This window comes from Micromonospora sp. HUAS YX12, assembly GCF_040215685.1.
Lineage (GTDB): Bacteria > Actinomycetota > Actinomycetes > Mycobacteriales > Micromonosporaceae > Micromonospora > Micromonospora tulbaghiae.
The window spans coordinates 6066386-6083723 of the sequence record NZ_CP157974.1; the positions used below are offsets into that span (position 1 = coordinate 6066386).

Consider the following 17338-nt stretch of genomic DNA (forward strand, 5'->3'; position numbering starts at 1 on the left):
GGTCAGGCGTCGATGGCGTCGCGGTCGACCCGGTCGGCCGAGTCGATCAGCCAGTTGCGGCGGGGCTCGACCTTCTCCCCCATGAGCAGTTCGAGGATCCGCTCGGCGGCTTCGACGTCGTCGAGTGTGATCCGGCGGACCGCCCGGGTGGCCGGGTTCATGGTGGTCTCCCACAGTTCGTCGGCGTCCATCTCACCGAGGCCCTTGAAGCGCGGGATCGGCGTGACGATCTGCTTGCCGGCCTTCTCCAGCTTGCGCACAGTCGCTTCCATCTCCGCCTGCGTGTAGGTGTAGACGGTCTGCGGGTTGCGCCCCTTGGTCGTGATCTTGTGCAGGGGCGGCATCGCCGCGTAGAGCCGCCCGGCCTCGATCAGCGGCCGCATGTAGCGGGCGAACAGCGTGATCAGCAGGGTACGGATGTGCGCGCCGTCGACGTCCGCGTCGGCCATGATGAGCACCCGGCCGTACCGCAGGGTGGACAGGTCGAACGTCCGCCCGGAGCCGGCGCCGAGCACCTGCACGATCGCGGCGCACTCGGCGTTGTCCAGCACCTGCTGGAGGCTGGCCTTCTGCACGTTGAGGATCTTGCCGCGGATCGGCAGCAGCGCCTGGTATTCGGAGGACCGCGCGAGGCGCCCCGTCCCGAGGGCGCTGTCCCCCTCCACGATGAACAGTTCACTTCTCTCGATGCCCGCGGCCCGGCAGTCGACGAGCTTGGCCGGCATGGCCGCGCCCTCCAGCGCGGTCTTGCGGCGGGCGGCGTCCTTCTGCTGCTTCTGGGTCAGCCGGACCCGGGCCGCGTCGACGATCTTCTGGAGCACCGTGCGGGCCTCGGCCTTGGTCCGGCGGTCGTCCAGCCAGCTCTTGAGGTGCGCCTCGACCAGGCCCTGGAGCACCTTGGTGATGCCGGCGGTGGACAGTTCGTCCTTGGTCTGCGAGGTGAACTGCGGCTCCGGGATGCGCACGTGCACCACGGCGGTCATGCCCTCCAGGACGTCGTCCAGGGTGGGCGCGTCCTCCTTGGGCTTGAGCAGGCCGCGGGCGTTGCGGGCGGCCTCGGCGAGGGTACGGGCCAGCGCCCGCTCGAAGCCCTTGCGGTGGGTGCCGCCGTGGGCGTTGCGGATGGTGTTGGTGAAGCACTCGACGGTGCGCTCGTAGCCGGTGCCCCAGCGGAACGCCACCTCGACCTCGGCGCGGCGCTGCACGTTGGACTGCATGACGCCGTTGGCGTCGGCGGCGTTCTCCCGGTAGGTGCCCTCGCCGGTGACCAGCAGGGTGCCGGAGACCGGCCGGTCGCCGGCCGGGGCGAGGAACTCCACCATGTCGGTGAGGCCGTCGGGGAAGTGGAAGCTCTCCTCGACGCGCTGCTCGCCGGTCTCGTCGCGCAGCCGGTAGGCCACGCCGGGGACGAGGAACGCGGTGTTGCGCAGCTTGAGCCGGACCGCCTCGGCGTCGAGGGCGGCGCCGGTCTCGAAGTAGCGCGGGTCGTGCCACCAGCGGATCGAGGTGCCGGTGCGCTGGCCGCGCTTCATCGCGCCGACGATCTGGAGGCCGGGGCCCGGGGTGAACGGCGCGTCCGGGCCGTCGCCGTCGAAGACGCCCGGCACGCCGTGGCGGAACGACATGGCGTGGACCTTGCCGCCGCGCCGGACGGTGACGTCGAAGCGGCGGGACAGCGCGTTGACCGCTGACGCGCCGACACCGTGCAGGCCGCCGGAGGTCTTGTAGCCGGAGCCGCCGAACTTACCGCCCGCGTGCAGGCGGGTCAGCACCAGCTCGACGCCGGAGATGCCGGACTTGGCGTGCACGTCGGTGGGGATGCCCCGGCCGTCGTCGTCGACCTGGACCGAGCCGTCGGCGTGCAGGATCACGTCGACAGTGGTGGCGTGACCGGCGACACCCTCGTCGGTCGAGTTGTCGAGGATCTCGTTGACGAGGTGACCCACGCCACGGCTGTCGGTCGAGCCGATGTACATGCCCGGGCGCTTGCGGACGGCGTCGAGGCCCTCCAGATGCGTCAGGTCGTCGGCCCCGTAGAGGGTGTCAGGCTGTGCGGTCAACTGGTCGTACTCCCAGGTCTCGGCGGTGTGGTGCCGTTCACCGTGTGATCCCCCCACGATGATCGCCGGGCGCGGCGCGCCGGAGCGAGCCTAGCCGGGTGCCCCGACAGGTCGGCGGCACCGGGGCGGTGCGTTGCGCGATCGACTGCCGCCCGGGTCCGCGCCGTGGCCGTGTACGGCGGTCCGGCGGACGAGCGGGGGGTCCAGGCGGCACAACGCCCCGGGCGCCGGATGTCTTCCCCGGTGCGGGGCCGCGGATGTCGAACCATTGACGTCCGTCACACGCGCGTGATCTGATCGCCCCCCTGAAGAATCTTTCACATTTCGATGTCTGGGAGGTCGGGCATGTCCGTGTTCCGTCGTTCCGTGCTCGCGGCGGCGCTGGCGCTCGCCACGGTGGCGTTACCCGCCGCCGCGGCGCCCGCCCGGCCGGCCGCAGCCGCGCTGCCCACCGCCGCGGTGGCGCTGGGCGACAGCTTCATCAGCGGTGAGGGCGCCGGGGCGTACGCGCCGGTGGTCGACGTCAATGGGGTGGCCCAGGGCTTCCCCGGCTGGTCCGCCGCCAACGCCAACGCCTACTTCTGCCACCGCTCGCCGAACGCCTCGCTGTTCCAGGCCGACCTGCCCGGCATCTCCGCGCGGTTCAACCTGGCCTGCTCGGGCGGCCAGCCGTACGACATCGCGAACGCCTCGTCGACGCGGGCCAAGGGGCGGCAGGTGGCCGCCCAGCTCGACCAGCTCCGGACGGTGGCCCGGACCCACGACATCGACCTGGTCCTCGTCGGCCTCGGCTCGAACAACAGCTCGTTCACCTTCGGCAGCGTGGCGGAGAAGTGCGCCAACCGGTTCATCGCCGACGCGTGGACCGGCTGGTGGGAGTTCTGGGCGTACCTGGGCGGGCCGGTGGAGCAGAAGCCGTGCACCGACGCCGACCTGGGCACGGCCGCGCAGTTCACCGCCGCCACCGCGGAGACCACCACGGCGCTGCGGCAACTGCTGGCCACGCTGGACCAGATCGACGCCGACGGGCAGCACCGGGTGGTGTTCCAGGACTACACCAACCCGCTGCCGTTCGAGCTGGACCAGAGCTACTGGACCGAGGACAGCCGCGACGACACCCGGGACAAGTTCCGCGCGCTGGGCGCCGAGCGGTACGCGGCCGGCTGCCCGATCCACCGGGCCAGCCTGGCGCCCGGCCACCGCTTCTCGCAGGGGCTCGGCACGCTCGTCAGCTCGGTACGCGGCACGCTGGCCGCCGAGTTCCCGCAGGACGACCTGGTCTACCTGAACGTGCAGCGCGCGTTCGACGGCGCCCGGCTCTGCGAGTCGACCGGCAGCCCGGGCAACGCCCTGGCCACGCCGATCCGGCTGATGGACGGCCCGACCGGCACGTTCGTCACCAGCCTCTCCGGGTACGACAAGCTCGACATCCAGCGGATCGCCAACGCCTGTGGCACGTACTTCCAGACCTGCCAGGAGTCGTGGCACCCGAACGCCGCCGGGCACAAGGTGCTCGGCCGGTGCCTCGCCGGGGCGGCGGCCACCGGCGCCCGTACCGTCTCCTGCGTCCGCGCCCCGGACGGCACGGTGAATGTGAGCTGAGCACGCCGGGACCGGGCCGGGCATCCGGCCCGGTCCGGCGTCAGGCCCGGATCGCGGTGCCGAGCACGTGCGGCGAGGCCGGGGCCGGCAGCCCGGTCGGCGGGAAACGGAAGTGGTCCAGTTCGGTCACCTCGAAACCGGCGGCCCGGATCGCGGCCACCGTGTCCCGGGCGGTGTGGCAGCCGGCGCAGAACAGCGGCCAGAGCGTGGCGTCGGCGATGCGCTGGGCCCGGCGCAGGCCGGGCGTGGCGGCCACCACGTGTTCGTAGAAGCGCAGTTCCCCGCCGGGCCGCAGCACCCGCCGCGCCTCGCGCAGCGCGACCGCCTGGTCCGGCACCGAGCAGAGCACGAGCGACAGCACCACCGCGTCGGCGGCGCCGTCGGCGACCGGCAGCGCCTCGGCCAGTCCGGCGGCGACCGTCACCGGGACCGGGGCGCCGGGCGCGGCGGCGCGGGCCAGGGCACGCAGGCGTGGTTCCGGCTCGACGGCGACCACCCGGCTCACCCCCGGCGGGTAGTGCGCGAGGTTGCGCCCGTTGCCGGCGCCGACCTCGACCACCCGGCCGCGCAGCCCGTCGACCAGGCGGCGGCGGTGCTCGGCCATGCCGGCCTGGTCCATCGCGACGCTGGCGCGGGCGAACAGCCGGGAGAAGATCGGATGGGAGACGGCCATCAGCGACCGGCCGGTGGCACGCCGAGGCTGAGCAGGAGCGGGCCGGCGGATCCGTCGACCAGGTCGCCGAGGCGTACCCCGTCGAGCACGGCGAGGAACGCGGCCTGCGCGCGCCGCAGCTCACCGCGCAGCCGGCACTCCGCGATCAGCGGGCAGACCGGCTGCGCGCAGTCGACCACCTCGCCGTCGCCCTCGAAGGCGCGGACCACCCGGCCGACGGTGATGTCCGCGGCGTGCTCGGCGAAGGCCACGCCGCCGGAGCGGCCCCGGATGGTCACCAGGACTCCGATGCGTTGCAGCCGCTGCACCACCTTGGCGACGTGGCTGCGGGGCAGCGCGAGCCGGGTGGCGAGTTCGTCGACTGTGGCCCGCACCGGGGACGCGGCGGTCAGCATGGCGATCCGCAGCGCCATGTCGGTCGACCGGTTGAGCCTCACGCACCGACCCTAGCCACTCGGCGCCCTCCAGGACACCAGCAGATTCACGGTGACCCATGCCACCCCGGCACCGGGACCTTCGGCCCTAAAACGGGAATAACCAATTCCTGTTTCGTGGGGATCGACCTGTTCGAGCCCCGGAAGGAGATTCGGTCGTGCTCTCGGAATCCTCAGCAGCGGTCGTGACCGCCACCCTGCCCGTCGTGCGGGCGCACGGCGAGGCCATCACCGGCCGCTTCTACCAGCGGATGTTCGACGCCCACCCGGACCTGCTGGACCTGTTCAACCGGGGCAACCAGGCCACCGGGGCGCAGAAGGCCGCGCTCGCCTCCGCCGTGGTCGCGTACGCGGCGCACCTGACCGGCGACACCGGCATGCCGTGGGGCCCGGTCCTGGACCGGATCGCGCACAAGCACGCCTCGCTCGGCATCACCGCCACCCAGTACCCGATCGTCGGGCGGCACCTGCTCGCCGCGGTCGGCGAGGTGCTCGGCGACGCGGTCACCCCGGAGGTGGCCGCCGCCTGGGACGAGGTCTACTGGCTGCTGGCCTGCGAGCTGATCGCCCGCGAGGCGCGGCTCTACGCCGGCGCCGGCGTGCCCGAGGGCGGCCCGGTGTGGCGGGACTGGCGGGTCACCGGCCGCACCAGGGAGAGCGCCGACGTCGTCTCGCTCACCCTCGCGCCGGCCGGCGGCGGCGCCGCGCCCGGCTTCACCCCCGGCGAGTACGTCTCGGTCGCCGTCGACCTGGACGGCGGCCGGGGGCAGCAGATCCGCCAGTACAGCCTCTCCGGCCGGCCCGGCGCCGACCAGTGGCGGATCACCGTGAAGCGGGTACGCGGGGAGGGCGGCGCGCCCGACGGGATGGTCTCCGGTCACCTGCACGACCGGGTGACCGTCGGCGACACGCTGCGGCTCAGCCCGGCGTTCGGCGACGTGGACGCCACCGGCGGCGACGGGCCGCTGCTGCTGGTCAGTGCCGGCATCGGGCTCACCCCGGCGATGGCGACGCTGGCGCACCTGGCCGACCGCGACCCCGGACGCCGGGTGACGCTGGCGCACGCCGACCGGGACGCCGAGGCGCACGCGCTGCGTGCGGAACTTCCCGCGCTCCAGCAGCGGCTGCCGAACCTGGCCGTCCAGCTCTGGTATCTCGACGCCGCCGGGGCCGACCTGCCCGGCCTGAAGGCGGAGGTGTCCGCCGGACTGATCGACCCGGACCGGCTCCCGCTGCCCGCCGGGGCGGCCGTGCACCTGTGCGGCCCGATCGCGTTCATGAACCTGGTGCGGGGCAACCTGCTGCGCCGGGGTGTGCCGGCCGAGCGGATCGCCTACGAGGTGTTCGGCCCCGGGATGCTGCCGGGCTGACGCCGCGCCGCGAAACAGGACTCCGCAGACCCGTTTTTCGGTCCGGGGACGCGTGTCGATGCCCTGGCCAGGGTCCGGAGCCTCCACAGCGGAGGAGACGGGCCCGCAGAGAAGTCGATGATCTACTGGTTAGGGGCGGAACCCGAGGGTACGGGTCCACCCATGCGCGTCCCCGGCATCAACGCGATCTTCCGGCCACCACGGAAGCGGTGGCCGCCGCCCCACCGGACGCCGGGGCGCCGGCCACCCGCGTCGGCATGCTCGTGGAGCCGGCGCGCGGGCTGACCGGCGACGCCGACGCCGCGTACCGACTCGGCGCACGGGCACGCGAGGTGGCGAAGGAGCGGTCCGGTCCGGACCGCTTCCTCGCCGACTGGGACCGGATCCTGGAGGACGAGAACATGCGCATCGCGATGATTTCCCAGCACGCCAGCCCGCTCGCCGCCCCCGGCGAGGAGGACGCGGGCGGCCAGAACACGCACGTGGCAGAACTCGCGTCCGCGCTCACCGTTGCCGGCCACGACGTCCGCGTCTACACCCGCCGTGACTCCCCCGCGCTGCCCGAGGCGGTCGACGCGCCGGACGGCTACCAGGTGTGCCATGTGGCGGCCGGTCCCGCGCGGCGGGTGCCGAAGGACGACCTGCTGCCGTACACGGGCGAGTTCGGGAGCCGGCTGGCCGACACCTGGCGGCGCGGCGGCTGGACCCCGGACGTGGCGCACGCGCACTTCTGGATGAGCGGACTGGCCACCGTGCACGCAAGCCGCCGCACCGGCGTGCCGACCGTGTTGACGTACCACGCGCTCGGCACCGTCAAGCGCCGCCACCAGGATGCCCGGGACACCAGTCCACCAGGGCGCGCCGGCTACGAGCGGGCGCTCGGCCGGGCCGTGGACCGGGTCGTCGTGCAGTGCTCGGACGAGGTCGCCGAGCTGGTCCGGATGGGCGTGCCCCGGTCCCGGATGGCGCTGGTCCCGTCCGGCGTCAACGAGGCGGTGTTCCGCCCGGACGGCCCGGTCGCGCCGCGCGACCCGGCCCGCCCGCGCATCCTCACCGTCGGGCGGATGGTCGAGCGCAAGGGCTTCCTGGACGTGGTCCGGGCGCTACCGGCGGTGCCGGACGCGGAGTGCGTCGTGGTCGGCGGCCCGCCCGCCCACCTGCTACCCGCCGACACGTTCGCCCGCCGGCTGTCCGCGCTCGCCGACTCGTGCGGCGTGGCCGACCGGGTACGGCTGCTCGGCGGTGTGCCGCGCGAGGAGATGGCCGCCTGGTACCGGTCGGCGGACGTGCTCGTGGCCGCTCCCTGGTACGAGCCGTTCGGGCTCACCCCGCTGGAGGGCATGGCCTGCGGCGTGCCGGTGATCGGCACGAACGTGGGCGGCATCGCCGACAGCGTGGTGGACGGGCTCACCGGCGACCTGGTGCCGCCGCGTGACCCCCGCGCGCTCGGCACCGCGCTGCGCCGGCTGCTCGGCGACAACGTGCGCCGGTTCGCGTACGCCACCGCCGCGCTCGACCGCGTCCGCAGCCGGTACTCCTGGAGGCGCTGCGCGGACCAGCTCGTCGCCGTCTACGGGGCGCTGACGAACGCGGCCCGGCCCGCACCGGCGGTGGCGTGAGGCGGATCCGGCCACCCCTTGCTACCCACCGGTAAGGTTCGGGCCGTACGCTGATCCGGGTGAGCGGGGACTACACCCAGGATTTCGTGGACGTCGACGGCGCGCGCATCGGTGTGCAGGTCTACCCGGAGCCGGCCGGTCCGCCCGGCGCGCCGGTGGTGCTGATCTGGCCGGCCATGGGCGTGCGCGCCCGCTACTACCGGCCGTTCGCCGCCGCGCTGCGCGACGCCGGGCTCGCGGTGATCGTGGCGGACCTGCGCGGCACCGGCGAGAGCACCCCCGCGCCGTCGCGCGCCTGCCGCTACGGCTACCAGGAGATGGCCACCGACATCGGCGCCGTGCTCGACGCGCTCAAGCCGCGGCTGGACGGCCGCACCCGGCTGCTGCTCGGGCACTCCCTCGGCGGTCAGGTGGCGGTGCTGCACCAGGCGCTGCACGACGACGGCCGGGTGGACGGGCTGGTCCTGGTGGCGGTGGGGCTGCCGTGGTGGCGGCGGTACCCGGGCCTGCGCGGGTGGGGCGTGCTGCCGTACACCCAGGCGATCGCGGCGACGGCCCGGCTGCTCGGCGTGTGGCCGGGCTGGGGTTTCGGCGGCCGGCAGGCACGCGGCGTGATCCGGGACTGGGCGCACACCGCCCGCACCGGCCGGTTCCCGGCGCTGGACGGGGTGGACGCGGAGGCCGCCGTGCGGCGGATCCGGACACCCGTGCTCGCGGTGAGCGTCGACGACGACCAGTACACGCCGCACGAGACGCTCGACCACCTCTGCCAGAAGCTGACCGCGGCGCCGGTGACGCGGCACCGCTACACGGTCGCCGAGGCGGGCGCGCCGCTCGACCACTTCACCTGGGTACGCGCGTCGGCTCCACTGGCCGCCCGGATCGCCGCGTTCGCCGGCACGCTCCCCCGGCGCTGAGCCACGCCGGCACGCTCCCCCGGCGCTGAACCCTCCTCCGCCCCGCCACGCCGGGCGTGAGTCGCCCGATCGTGGGTATGCCGCACCGCCCGAACACGGCGGAGGGGGATCTGATGTCAGAACGGCACACCACGCTGCGCTCGATGCACGACCTGGGCCTGGCGGCCTGGTTCGGCGGTTCCCTGATGGGGGCGCTCGGCGTCAACGGCGCGGCGGCGCGGATCAACGACACGACGGAGCGGCTGCCGGTGGCCTCGGCCGGGTGGGCGCGGTGGACGCCCGTCAACGCGGCGGCGATCGGCGCGCACCTGGCCGGCGCGGTCGGTGAACTGGTCACCGAGAGCCCGCGGATGGCCCGCCAGGCGGGTGTGGGGAAGATGAGCGCGGTGAAGACCGCGCTCACTGTCGGCGCGCTGGCGGTGACCGGCTACAGCCGGCTGGTCGGCATGCGGCTGGAGAAGGCCGGCGGGCCGCCGGTCGAGGGGACCACCGAGCCCAGCCACCACACCCCGGCGAACGTCGCCTCCAGCCAGCGGCAGATGAAGCTGCTCCAGTGGGCGGTCCCGGCACTGACCGGCGCGCTGGTCGTGGTGTCGGCGTACATGGGCGAGCAGCAGAAACCGGGCCAGGTGTTCCGGGGCATGCTGGACCGCGCGGGCGGGCTGATGTCCGCGCCGAAGAACATCGGCAAGGTGGCGGCCGTGGGCGCGGCCGGACGTCATCTGGTCGGGGCGGCCCGTTGACCGCCGCGTGGCCGGCGACCCACATCGGGGTGGGTCACCGGCCGCGCGGTGCCCCGGCGCGGACAGGCCGCCCGTCAGTGGGCGGCACGGACATCAGCAGCCAGGCGAGGTGACCATGAGCAGCAGGGACCGGCCGGGTAGGGGTGACGGGCGCGGGCCGGAGTCGGCCGCGCCGTGGGGCACCACCGACGGCTTCGACGCCGACCCGCCGTGGGGCGCTGGCGAAAGCGACCCGATGGACGAGGGCAGCGAGGAGACCGCCGTACCCGAGGGGCGGCTCGGTGAGCGCCGGGCGGCCGGCGCCGGACCGGGCGGGCCGAAGGCGGGCCGGCACGGGTTCGGATCCGTGGAACCGACCCGGACGCCCGAGGCCGGGCCGGGCGCGCCGCCGGATCCGGCCCCGTCGCGGCGGACGTTCCCGGACGACAGCGCGGACGGCGACCTCGGCGACAACGCGCTGGAGGAGGCGACCGGGATGCACCCGGAGACGCGTCCCTGAGAACTCAGGAGCCGGTGCCGTCCTCACCCGGCCGGCCCGGCGCCGACGGCTCGTTGTCCGGCACCGGTGACTCGGCCACCGGGTGCCCGGTGTCGTCGACCAGGCCCGGCGCCATGCTGCCGCCGTGCGCCTCCTCGGCCTCCCGGGTCGCTCGCGGGTCTCGCTCGTCCTCGCCGCACCGCTTCTCCACCGATCCCCCTTCGCGGTCGTCCATGCACCCGGCGGTACCCGGACGACGGCTGAGGAAACGTCAGGCGCGCGCGGCGGCGGGCGCGACGCCGAGCAGGCCGGCCAGGCGGGCGGCGTCGCGCTGGGCCTGGTCGCCGCAGCAGTTGTTCATCAGCACGTGCAGCTCGGCGCACTGGTCGGCCAGCTCGCGCAGCAGCACCGACCAGTGCCGCAGCTCCCGCTCGCCGTAGGCGTAGCGGAACCGCTCCTGCTTGTCCCCGCTCTCCCAGGCCGTGCTGTGCCCGTGGAACCGGATCACGGCCAGGTCGGTGGTGGCGACCAGGATCGGCGGCACCGAGGAGACGTGCCCCTGCGGCATGTCCACACAGGCGTACCCGAGGTCGTGCTCACGCAGGAACGTGACGGTGTCGGCCATCGCGTCCCCGGCGAACCAGGACGAGTGCCGCAGCTCGACGGTGACCGGCCAGGGGCGGCAGCGCCGCGCCGCGTCCAGGATCCGCCGCCGGGCCGCATCGCCGCGGGCCAGCCACGGCGGGAACTGCAACAGCACGGCGCCGAGCCGGTCGGCCGCCACGAGCGGCGCGAGCGCCGCGTGGAACCGGTCCCACAACTCGTCGTACGCCCCGGCGGGCAGGTCGCGCCAGCGGATCCGGCTCGGGCCGCCGGCCGGACGCAGGTCGCGGGGCAGCGCGTCGACCGGCGTGTGGTGGCCGGTGAACAGCCGGAACGCCTTGACGTCGAAGGTGAACCCGGCCGGGGTCGCGGCCGCCCAGCCCGCCGTGGTCTCCGGCGCCGGCACGGCGTAGTACGAGGTGTCCACCTCGACCAGTCCGAACCGCTCGGCGTACCAGCCGAGCCGCCCGGCGGGGGTGTTGACCCCGCGCGGATACCAGCCGGAGCGGACCAGCATCTGGTCGGCCCACGAGGACGTGCCCACCTTGATGACACCCATGTAATTCAGTTCACCGCGACCGCCGGACATCGGCAACCGGAGATGCCCGTCCGGGCCGTGACCGGCACCGGGTGACCGGCCTCACCGGCTCTGCACCGTGCCGGAGTGTGACGCCCGGCCGGGTGGCGGCGCTGAGGGTCACGAGATGGACGCATCCGGCCTGGACCAGGAAACCGTCGAGCGGCTGCTCGCCGGCCGCTCCGGCGACATGCCGGCCGCTCCGCCGGGACTGGCCGCCGTGCTGGACGCGGTCCGCGCCGCGCCCGGCACGGGCGAACTCGACGGCGAGGCGGCAGCGGTCGCGGCGTTCCGGGCCGCACGGTGGATGCGCCGTCGCCGTCGTGCCCGCATCGGCGGACGGGCGGCCGTGGCCGCACTGGCCGTGTCCCTCACCGGCGGCGTCGCGCTCGCCGCGACCGGGAACCTGCCGCGGCCCGCGCGTCCGGCGGCACCGCCGCTCGTCACCGCACCCCCTGCGCCGTCGGCCCGGCCGAGCCCGCCGGCCGGCTCACCGGCGCCCCGGACACCGCACCCGTCCTCACCGCCCGGCCTGTGCGTCGCGTACCGGGCCGTCGCCGAGCCGGAGCGGGGACGCGCCCTGGCCACGCCCGCCTTCACCGACCTCGTCGCCGCCGCCGGGGGGCACGACCGCGTGCCGGACTTCTGCGCCGGGCTGCTGGGCGACGACGATCCGCCGGGCAAGGCCGACGGCACGCGGCGCGGCGGCAGGACCGAGCACCCGGTTCACCCGGACGGCAGGTCGCCGGGCGTGGACGGCCAAGCGCCCGGGCACGCCGGGCCGCCGTCCGGCACCCCGCCCGGGCGGCGTCCCGGCTGACGACCGGCTGGTAACTTGCCCCCGTGACCCCCCGGCGTCGCCTACCGGCGATCCTCCTCCGCCTCGCAGTGGTGCTCGCCGTGCTGGCCGGCATCGTGCTCACCGCGCTCGGCCCGGCCACCGTGACCGGCCTGCTGCCGTACTTCACCATCCAGAGCAACGTGGCGGTCGGCGTCCTCGCCGGGTACGCCGGCTGGTGCGCCCTGCGTGACCGGCCGGAGCCGCCGAGCGTCCTCAAGGGCGCGGTGACCCTCTACATCACCATCACCGGCACCGTCTACCACCTGGTGCTGGCCAACCCGGCCAGCCCGTTCGCCATGGCCCAGCCGGACCGGCAACCGGGTGAGTGGTGGGGCAACCAGTTCCTGCACACGGTGGTGCCGCTGCTGGCGGTCGCCGACTGGGCGCTGTTCGACCGGCGCGGCCGGCTGCGCCCCCGGTACGCCGCCTGGTGGCTGGCGTTCCCGGTCGGCTACCTCGGTTTCGCGCTGGTACGCGGCTTGATCGTGGACAGCTACCCGTACCCGTTCATCGACGCGGGCGAACTCGGCTACGACGGGGTTGCGGTCAGCGCGGTCGGGTTCGCCACCGTGTTCTGGCTGCTGGGCCTGCTGTTCGTGGGCGTGGACCGGCTGCTCGCCCGGGCCGGCCGCACCGAAGCGGCGGAGCCGCCACCCGTGGCCGGGCCGGCGGATCCGCCACCCCCGGCCGAGACGGTGGAGCCCTCGGTGGCCCAGCGGGAGACCACCGGTTCGGGCTGAGCGGCGGACCGGTCAGGCGGCCCGGCGGGGCGGCTCGCCCGCGCGCATCGACCGGACAGCCCCGCGTTCCCGGCCGTACGAGTCGGCCCTTCCCCACCGGCCCGGCACGTCGAGCAGCTCGATCCGCCCGAAGCCGGCCGGGATCGCCGGGTTCACCAGCAGGTTCTCTCCACACGGGCGCAACCCCAGCATGGTCGCCAGCAGCATCAGCAGCCCGCCCGAAGCCCACGACTGCGGTCGCCCGGCCTCCGGCAACTGGACCGGGTACTTGGTCAGCGCGCGGGGGTAGCCGGCGATCACCTCCGGGACCGAGCCGCCGAGTGTCTCCGCCATCGCGAACATGCCCGCGGCGATGGCGGCCGCCTCCTCGTCGAAGCCGTACCGCCGCAGGCCCGCCGCGACGATCGCGTTGTCCGACGGCCAGACCGCGCCGAGGTGCGCGCCGACCGGGTTGTACGGCCGCTGCCCCTGCGCGTAGGTGCGCACGCCCCAGCCGGAGAACAGGTCCGGCCCGCGCAGGTGCCCGGCCAGCGCGGCGGCCCGGTCCGGCTCCACGATGCCGCTCCACAGCAGGTGCCCCAGGTGCGAGGTGAGCGCGTCGACCGGCTCGCCGTCCGGGGTGAGCGCCAGCGCGTAGTAGCCCTGCTGCGGCAGCCAGAAGTCGCTGTTGAACCGTTCCCGCAGTCGCGCCGCCTCGGCCTCCAGGCGCTCGGCGTAGCCCGGGTCGCCCCAGAACTCCCGGGCCAGGCGGGCGCCCCGGATCCGCGCGTCGTACGCGTAGCCCTGAAGCTCGCACGTGGCGCGCGGGTACGGCGGCACCGCGCCGTACCGGTCGGCGACGGCCTCCGGGGAGTTGCGCCAGGTCTGGTTGGCGACCCCGCTGTCGGTGTTGCGCGGCCGGTAGCGCAGGTAGCCGTCGCCGCACTGGTCGCCGTAGCGGGTCAGCCAGTCCAGCGCCATCCGGGCCGGGTGCCGCAGCTCGTGGACCAGGCCGGCGTCACCGGTCCAGCGCTCGTACTCGTAGAGCAGGATCACGAACAGCGGCGTGGTGTCGGCGGCGCCGTAGTAGAGCGCGGTGGGCTGCTCGTCGAACGCGGCCGCCTCGCCGTACCGCATCTCGGCGACGATCTTGCCGGGTTCCTCCTCGTGCCGGTCGTCGAGCCGGCCGCCCTGCAGCATCGCCAGCATGTGCAGGGTGGCCGGGGTCAGCTCGGGCGTGAACGGCAGCGTCTGGAGGCAGGTGAACAGCGCGTCGCGCCCGTACAGCGTCATCGCCCAGGGCATCCCGCCGACCGGCACCCGGTCGGTGTAGGCCAGCGGCATGTAGCGCAGGGCGGCCAGGTCGGTCAGGGCCTGCCGGTACACGGCGGTGAGCCCGGGCCGGTCGGAGACCAGGTGCGGCGCCCGGTTGAACCACCGTTCGAGGCCGTCCCGCATGTCCTGGCGGACGTGCTGCCGGTGGGACTCGATGTCGGCCCGCAGGTCCCGCCCTCCCGCGCCCTGAATGATCATGGCGACGTGCAGGTCGACGTGCCACTCGCCCTGCGGCTCGACGCGGATCCGGAAGGTCATCCCGCGCGCGTCCACCTCGGCCGGGGCGGTGCTGGAGACGCACGTCTCCCGGGCGAACCGCCCGCGCTCGTACCGGATCCGCAACCGCCGCCCCTCCGGATCGGGGACGACAGTCGGGCGGCGCGGGCCGGGATGCAGGATCTCGGAGGTGTCGGCGAAGTCGCCGGCCATCTCCATCCGCACCGTGTACTCGGCGGGTTCGGCCGAGTGGTTCAGCACCGTGACGCTCTCGTGGTACGCCTCGTCGATCGAGCGATGCCGGATCACCGAGACGTCGGCGTCCACGTAGTGACTGGCCGCGCCCGGCACCAGCACGAAGCGGGTCTTGAAGTAGGTCAGGTCGTCGCGGGACAGCGCGTGCAGCCGCTCGCCGTCGATCGTGAGCACCCAGTGGGACAGGAACCGGGTGTCGAAGGAGAACAGGCCGATCGGTGCGGACGGGTCGCGTTCCATGTCGCCCTGCGCGTCGCTCAACGCGAACGCGTTGCCGGCGAGGACGTGGACCAGTTCCTGCCTCACCGGGCCGCCGCCCGCTCGCAGGCCACCTCGCGGGGATCCCGGGCGTCCGGCGGGCCGGGGAAGATCCGGCGCAGCGTCATCAGCAGCTTCAGTTCGCCCCGCGCGGCGAGGTCGTTGCGCAGCAGCGCGGCGGCCGGGTGCAGGCGCCCCGCCGCGATCCGGTCGAACACCTCCCGGTCCGCGCCGACCACCAGGTCCGCCTCCTCGGCCAGGCGGTCCACCCGGACGTCCTGCCGGTCGATGGTCAGGTACCAGTGCTCGGTGCAGCCGTCGTCGCGCAGATCCAGGCGGATGGTGCCGGAGGTGGTCTCGGGCAGATCCGGGTGCCGGCCGGCGGTCCCCCGGGTCAGGTGTTCCACGGCCGAGACGCTCATCGGGCCCTCCTCGTCGGTGGTCGCGGCCGGCGCCGCTCGTTCCGCAGCGTCCCCGCCGGGCGGGTGAGGCGAACTCACCCGGTCCGGGTGAGGCGCGGCGGCGCGGCGGGTATCCCTGCGGCCATGCCGACGACCGGGGACGCCACCGCCGACCGGGTGCTGCTCGCGCTGCTGACCATGCAGCGCGAGTCCTGGGAGCAGGGGATCCTCGGTCAGGCGCTGCTCGACCTGGGCCTGGACGAGGCAGCCGTGCTGGTCGCCGACGCCGCGGTGACCCGGCAGCGGCCGGACGGGCGGCTCGGGGAGGCGGCCGGCTCGGTGGGCGCGGTCAACGGCGCCGCGTGCGGCGAGGTGGTCCGGCACGCCGCGCGCCGCACCGGCGACCGGCGGTACGCGGTGGCACTGGACGCCCAGCTCGACTGGCTGACCCGCCGGGCGCCCCGGGCCGCCGACGGCACGCTGTTCCACCTGCTCGACGGCCGCCAGGTCTGGGCGGACACGGTCTACATGGTGGTGCCGCTGCTGGCGCTCACCGGACGGACCGGGGCGGCCGCAGCGCAGGTCGCGGGGCACCGGCGACGGCTGTACGACACGCGCACCGGCCTGTACGCCGCCCGCTGGGACGAGGACCGGGGTGAACTGGACCGGCCCGGCCCGTGGGGCACCGGCAACGGCTGGGTGGTCGCCGGGATCGCCCGCGCGCTGCGGCTCGCGCCGGACTGGCCGGGTGACGTCCGTGCCGAGCTGGCCGGGCACGTCGAGGAGGTGCTGACCGCCTGCCTCGCGTACCGGGGCGCGGACGGGCTCTTCCCCGACGTGCTGGACGAGCCGGACGCGTTCCGCGAGGCCAACACCGCCCAGCTGCTCGGGTACGCGGCCCTCACCGGAGTGGCCGGCGGATGGCTGTCCCGGTCCTGGTTCGACGTGGGAGCGGACCTGCTCGCAGCCGCCGCCCGGCGGATCGACGCGTACGGCCGGGTGACCGGCGTCAGCGGGGCGCCGGACTTCGAGCGCCCCGGCACCTCGCCCGAGGCGCAGGCGTGTCACCTGCTCGGGCACGCCGCGCTGCGCCGGGCCCGTGCGGCGCTCAGCGCAGGATGAGCCCTCGCACGTACGCGGCCTGACCGACGTGCTGGAAGTCGTCGTCGAGCACGCTCACCAGCCGCACCCCGAGCGTGACCGGCGGATCCCAGTTCTCGTCGACCACCCGGTCCAGGTCGGCCGGGCGCAGCCCGCGCAGGTACGCGAGGCTCCGGTCCACCACCGCCCGGTGGTAGTCCAGCAGCACACCGCCGTCCTCCGGGCGTACCGCGGCGATCTGCTCCGGGCCGTGCCCGAAGCCGGTGTCGGCGGGGTCGGGCCGCAGGCCGCACCGCGCCGCCCAGTCGCCGGTGGCCCAGAGCTGCGGCTCCCCCATCACGTCGGCGACGTGGTCGTCCTGGATCCGGGTGAGGTGCCAGACCAGCCAGCCGACCGGGTTCGCCCCGTCGGCCGGCGCCCGCCGCAGCTGGGCCGCGTCGAGCCCGTCGAGCGCCCCGGCGACCAGATCGGGCAACCGCCCGTACGCCTCGGCCAGCACGTCCGTCGCGTCCACGCGCACCTCACTCCCCTGCCGTTCGCTGCCGTCCCCTCGGGCAGTACCGCCCAGCGTGCCCGGCAAACCTCGGCGCGGGCACCGGTCCTAGGGTGATCACGTGGTCGCGGCGCTGGAGCTGTATCTGGACACCGACGCCACCCGGCGGATCCGGGTGCTGTGGGACCTGCTGGAGTCCGACGGGGTGCCGAGCATGCGGTCCCTGCTGGCGCAGCGGCACCGCCCGCACGTCTCGCTGGCGGTCGCGCCCCGCCTGGACCCGCACCGCGTCGCCGAGGCGCTCGCCGGAACCGTGGTGGCCGCGCCGCTGCGGCTGGAGTTCCAGCACGCCGGGCAGTTCCTCGGGCGGGTGCTCTGGCTCGGGCCGGCGCCGACGCCCGAGCTGCTGGCGCACCACGCCGCGGTGTACGAGCGGCTGGCGCGGGCCGGCGTCGAGGTGGTGGAGCACTACCGGCCGGGCCGCTGGGTGCCGCACTGCACGCTGTCCATGCGGGTGCCGAACCCGCTGATGGGCGCGGCGGTGCGCCGGTGCCTGGAGGTGCTGCCGCTGACCGCGACGGTGGTCGGCGCGGCGGTGGCCGACCACGCCCGCGACATCTCCCACCCCCTGCCCTGACAGTCC

18 protein-coding genes are annotated in these 17338 nt (G+C 74.9%); 10 read left to right on the forward strand and 8 right to left on the reverse strand.

Annotated elements, in window-relative coordinates:
• Positions 1-2: 2 nt before the first annotated feature.
• Entirely contained in the window at positions 3-2117 is a 2115-nt protein-coding gene (locus tag ABIH81_RS28750; RefSeq protein ID WP_349877999.1) for a DNA topoisomerase IV subunit B, read from the reverse strand.
• Between the two features lie 288 nt (positions 2118-2405).
• Here ABIH81_RS28750 and ABIH81_RS28755 point away from each other — a divergent pair, with 288 nt between their 5' ends.
• Positions 2406-3662, forward strand: coding sequence for a hypothetical protein (locus ABIH81_RS28755; protein WP_349878000.1), 1257 nt, complete (start codon positions 2406-2408; stop codon positions 3660-3662).
• Between the two features lie 40 nt (positions 3663-3702).
• Here the strand turns inward: ABIH81_RS28755 and ABIH81_RS28760 are convergent, their stop codons facing one another.
• Positions 3703-4335, reverse strand: a complete 633-nt coding sequence (locus ABIH81_RS28760; protein ID WP_349878001.1) for a methyltransferase domain-containing protein — start codon at positions 4333-4335, stop codon at positions 3703-3705.
• Positions 4335-4772, reverse strand: coding sequence for an Rrf2 family transcriptional regulator (locus ABIH81_RS28765; RefSeq protein WP_349878002.1), 438 nt, complete (start codon positions 4770-4772; stop codon positions 4335-4337). Before ABIH81_RS28765 ends, ABIH81_RS28760 begins: the two co-directional genes overlap by 1 nt.
• 155 nt (positions 4773-4927) lie before the next feature.
• Between ABIH81_RS28765 and ABIH81_RS28770 the strand changes: the two genes are divergently transcribed.
• The 5 genes from ABIH81_RS28770 to ABIH81_RS28790 all read left to right on the forward strand — a co-directional run bounded on the left by ABIH81_RS28770 (position 4928) and on the right by ABIH81_RS28790 (position 9917).
• Complete coding sequence (locus tag ABIH81_RS28770) at positions 4928-6139, forward strand: globin domain-containing protein (protein WP_349878003.1); 1212 nt, start codon at positions 4928-4930, stop codon at positions 6137-6139.
• 401 nt (positions 6140-6540) lie between these two features.
• Entirely contained in the window at positions 6541-7758 is a 1218-nt protein-coding gene (locus ABIH81_RS28775; RefSeq protein WP_349881234.1) for a glycosyltransferase, read from the forward strand.
• 59 nt (positions 7759-7817) lie between these two features.
• Positions 7818-8675 (forward strand): alpha/beta fold hydrolase, encoded by an 858-nt coding sequence (locus ABIH81_RS28780; RefSeq protein WP_349878004.1) that lies wholly within the window; start codon positions 7818-7820, stop codon positions 8673-8675.
• A gap of 113 nt (positions 8676-8788) precedes the next feature.
• Positions 8789-9418, forward strand: a complete 630-nt coding sequence (locus tag ABIH81_RS28785; protein ID WP_349878005.1) for a hypothetical protein — start codon at positions 8789-8791, stop codon at positions 9416-9418.
• Between the two features lie 115 nt (positions 9419-9533).
• Positions 9534-9917 (forward strand): hypothetical protein, encoded by a 384-nt coding sequence (locus tag ABIH81_RS28790; RefSeq protein ID WP_349878006.1) that lies wholly within the window; start codon positions 9534-9536, stop codon positions 9915-9917.
• A 4-nt stretch (positions 9918-9921) separates the two neighbouring features.
• On the opposite strand, the gene ABIH81_RS28795 is transcribed toward ABIH81_RS28790, so the two are convergent.
• Both ABIH81_RS28795 and ABIH81_RS28800 read right to left on the reverse strand, forming a co-directional pair.
• Entirely contained in the window at positions 9922-10131 is a 210-nt protein-coding gene (locus ABIH81_RS28795; protein ID WP_349878007.1) for a GTPase activator, read from the reverse strand.
• Between the two features lie 36 nt (positions 10132-10167).
• Positions 10168-11058, reverse strand: a complete 891-nt coding sequence (locus tag ABIH81_RS28800) for a DUF72 domain-containing protein (protein WP_349878008.1) — start codon at positions 11056-11058, stop codon at positions 10168-10170.
• Positions 11059-11203: 145 nt separating this feature from the next.
• Here ABIH81_RS28800 and ABIH81_RS28805 point away from each other — a divergent pair, with 145 nt between their 5' ends.
• A complete protein-coding gene (locus ABIH81_RS28805) occupies positions 11204-11896 on the forward strand; it encodes a hypothetical protein (RefSeq protein WP_349878009.1) in 693 nt (230 codons plus the stop codon).
• A 23-nt stretch (positions 11897-11919) separates the two neighbouring features.
• Positions 11920-12657, forward strand: coding sequence for a Pr6Pr family membrane protein (locus ABIH81_RS28810; protein ID WP_349878010.1), 738 nt, complete (start codon positions 11920-11922; stop codon positions 12655-12657).
• Between the two features lie 12 nt (positions 12658-12669).
• Here the strand turns inward: ABIH81_RS28810 and ABIH81_RS28815 are convergent, their stop codons facing one another.
• Entirely contained in the window at positions 12670-14748 is a 2079-nt protein-coding gene (locus ABIH81_RS28815; protein ID WP_349878011.1) for a glycogen debranching N-terminal domain-containing protein, read from the reverse strand.
• Entirely contained in the window at positions 14745-15122 is a 378-nt protein-coding gene (locus ABIH81_RS28820; RefSeq protein ID WP_349878012.1) for an SCP2 sterol-binding domain-containing protein, read from the reverse strand. Before ABIH81_RS28820 ends, ABIH81_RS28815 begins: the two co-directional genes overlap by 4 nt.
• Before the next feature lie 123 nt (positions 15123-15245).
• Here ABIH81_RS28820 and ABIH81_RS28825 point away from each other — a divergent pair, with 123 nt between their 5' ends.
• Positions 15246-16223, forward strand: coding sequence for a glycoside hydrolase family 88 protein (locus ABIH81_RS28825; RefSeq protein ID WP_349878013.1), 978 nt, complete (start codon positions 15246-15248; stop codon positions 16221-16223).
• On the opposite strand, the gene ABIH81_RS28830 is transcribed toward ABIH81_RS28825, so the two are convergent.
• Complete coding sequence (locus tag ABIH81_RS28830; RefSeq protein WP_349878014.1) at positions 16210-16716, reverse strand: DinB family protein; 507 nt, start codon at positions 16714-16716, stop codon at positions 16210-16212. The two genes, ABIH81_RS28825 and ABIH81_RS28830, sit on opposite strands and share 14 nt — an antisense overlap.
• Before the next feature lie 100 nt (positions 16717-16816).
• Here ABIH81_RS28830 and ABIH81_RS28835 point away from each other — a divergent pair, with 100 nt between their 5' ends.
• Positions 16817-17332: a 2'-5' RNA ligase family protein gene (locus tag ABIH81_RS28835; protein ID WP_349878015.1), complete on the forward strand. Its 516-nt coding sequence runs from the start codon at positions 16817-16819 to the stop codon at positions 17330-17332.
• Positions 17333-17338 lie beyond the last annotated feature (6 nt).

Bases quoted from the DNA above. Each gene is read 5' to 3' on its own strand.
- ABIH81_RS28755 (WP_349878000.1), top strand. From the start codon at position 2,406: ATGTCCGTGTTCCGTCGTTCCGTGCTCGCGGCGGCGCTGGCGCTCGCC.
- ABIH81_RS28760 (WP_349878001.1), bottom strand. From the start codon at position 4,335: ATGGCCGTCTCCCATCCGATCTTCTCCCGGCTGTTCGCCCGCGCCAGC.
- ABIH81_RS28775 (WP_349881234.1), top strand. From the start codon at position 6,541: ATGCGCATCGCGATGATTTCCCAGCACGCCAGCCCGCTCGCCGCCCCC.
- ABIH81_RS28785 (WP_349878005.1), top strand. From the start codon at position 8,789: ATGTCAGAACGGCACACCACGCTGCGCTCGATGCACGACCTGGGCCTG.
- ABIH81_RS28790 (WP_349878006.1), top strand. From the start codon at position 9,534: ATGAGCAGCAGGGACCGGCCGGGTAGGGGTGACGGGCGCGGGCCGGAG.
- ABIH81_RS28795 (WP_349878007.1), bottom strand. From the start codon at position 10,131: ATGGACGACCGCGAAGGGGGATCGGTGGAGAAGCGGTGCGGCGAGGAC.
- ABIH81_RS28800 (WP_349878008.1), bottom strand. From the start codon at position 11,058: ATGGGTGTCATCAAGGTGGGCACGTCCTCGTGGGCCGACCAGATGCTG.
- ABIH81_RS28805 (WP_349878009.1), top strand. From the start codon at position 11,204: ATGGACGCATCCGGCCTGGACCAGGAAACCGTCGAGCGGCTGCTCGCC.
- ABIH81_RS28820 (WP_349878012.1), bottom strand. From the start codon at position 15,122: ATGAGCGTCTCGGCCGTGGAACACCTGACCCGGGGGACCGCCGGCCGG.
- ABIH81_RS28825 (WP_349878013.1), top strand. From the start codon at position 15,246: ATGCCGACGACCGGGGACGCCACCGCCGACCGGGTGCTGCTCGCGCTG.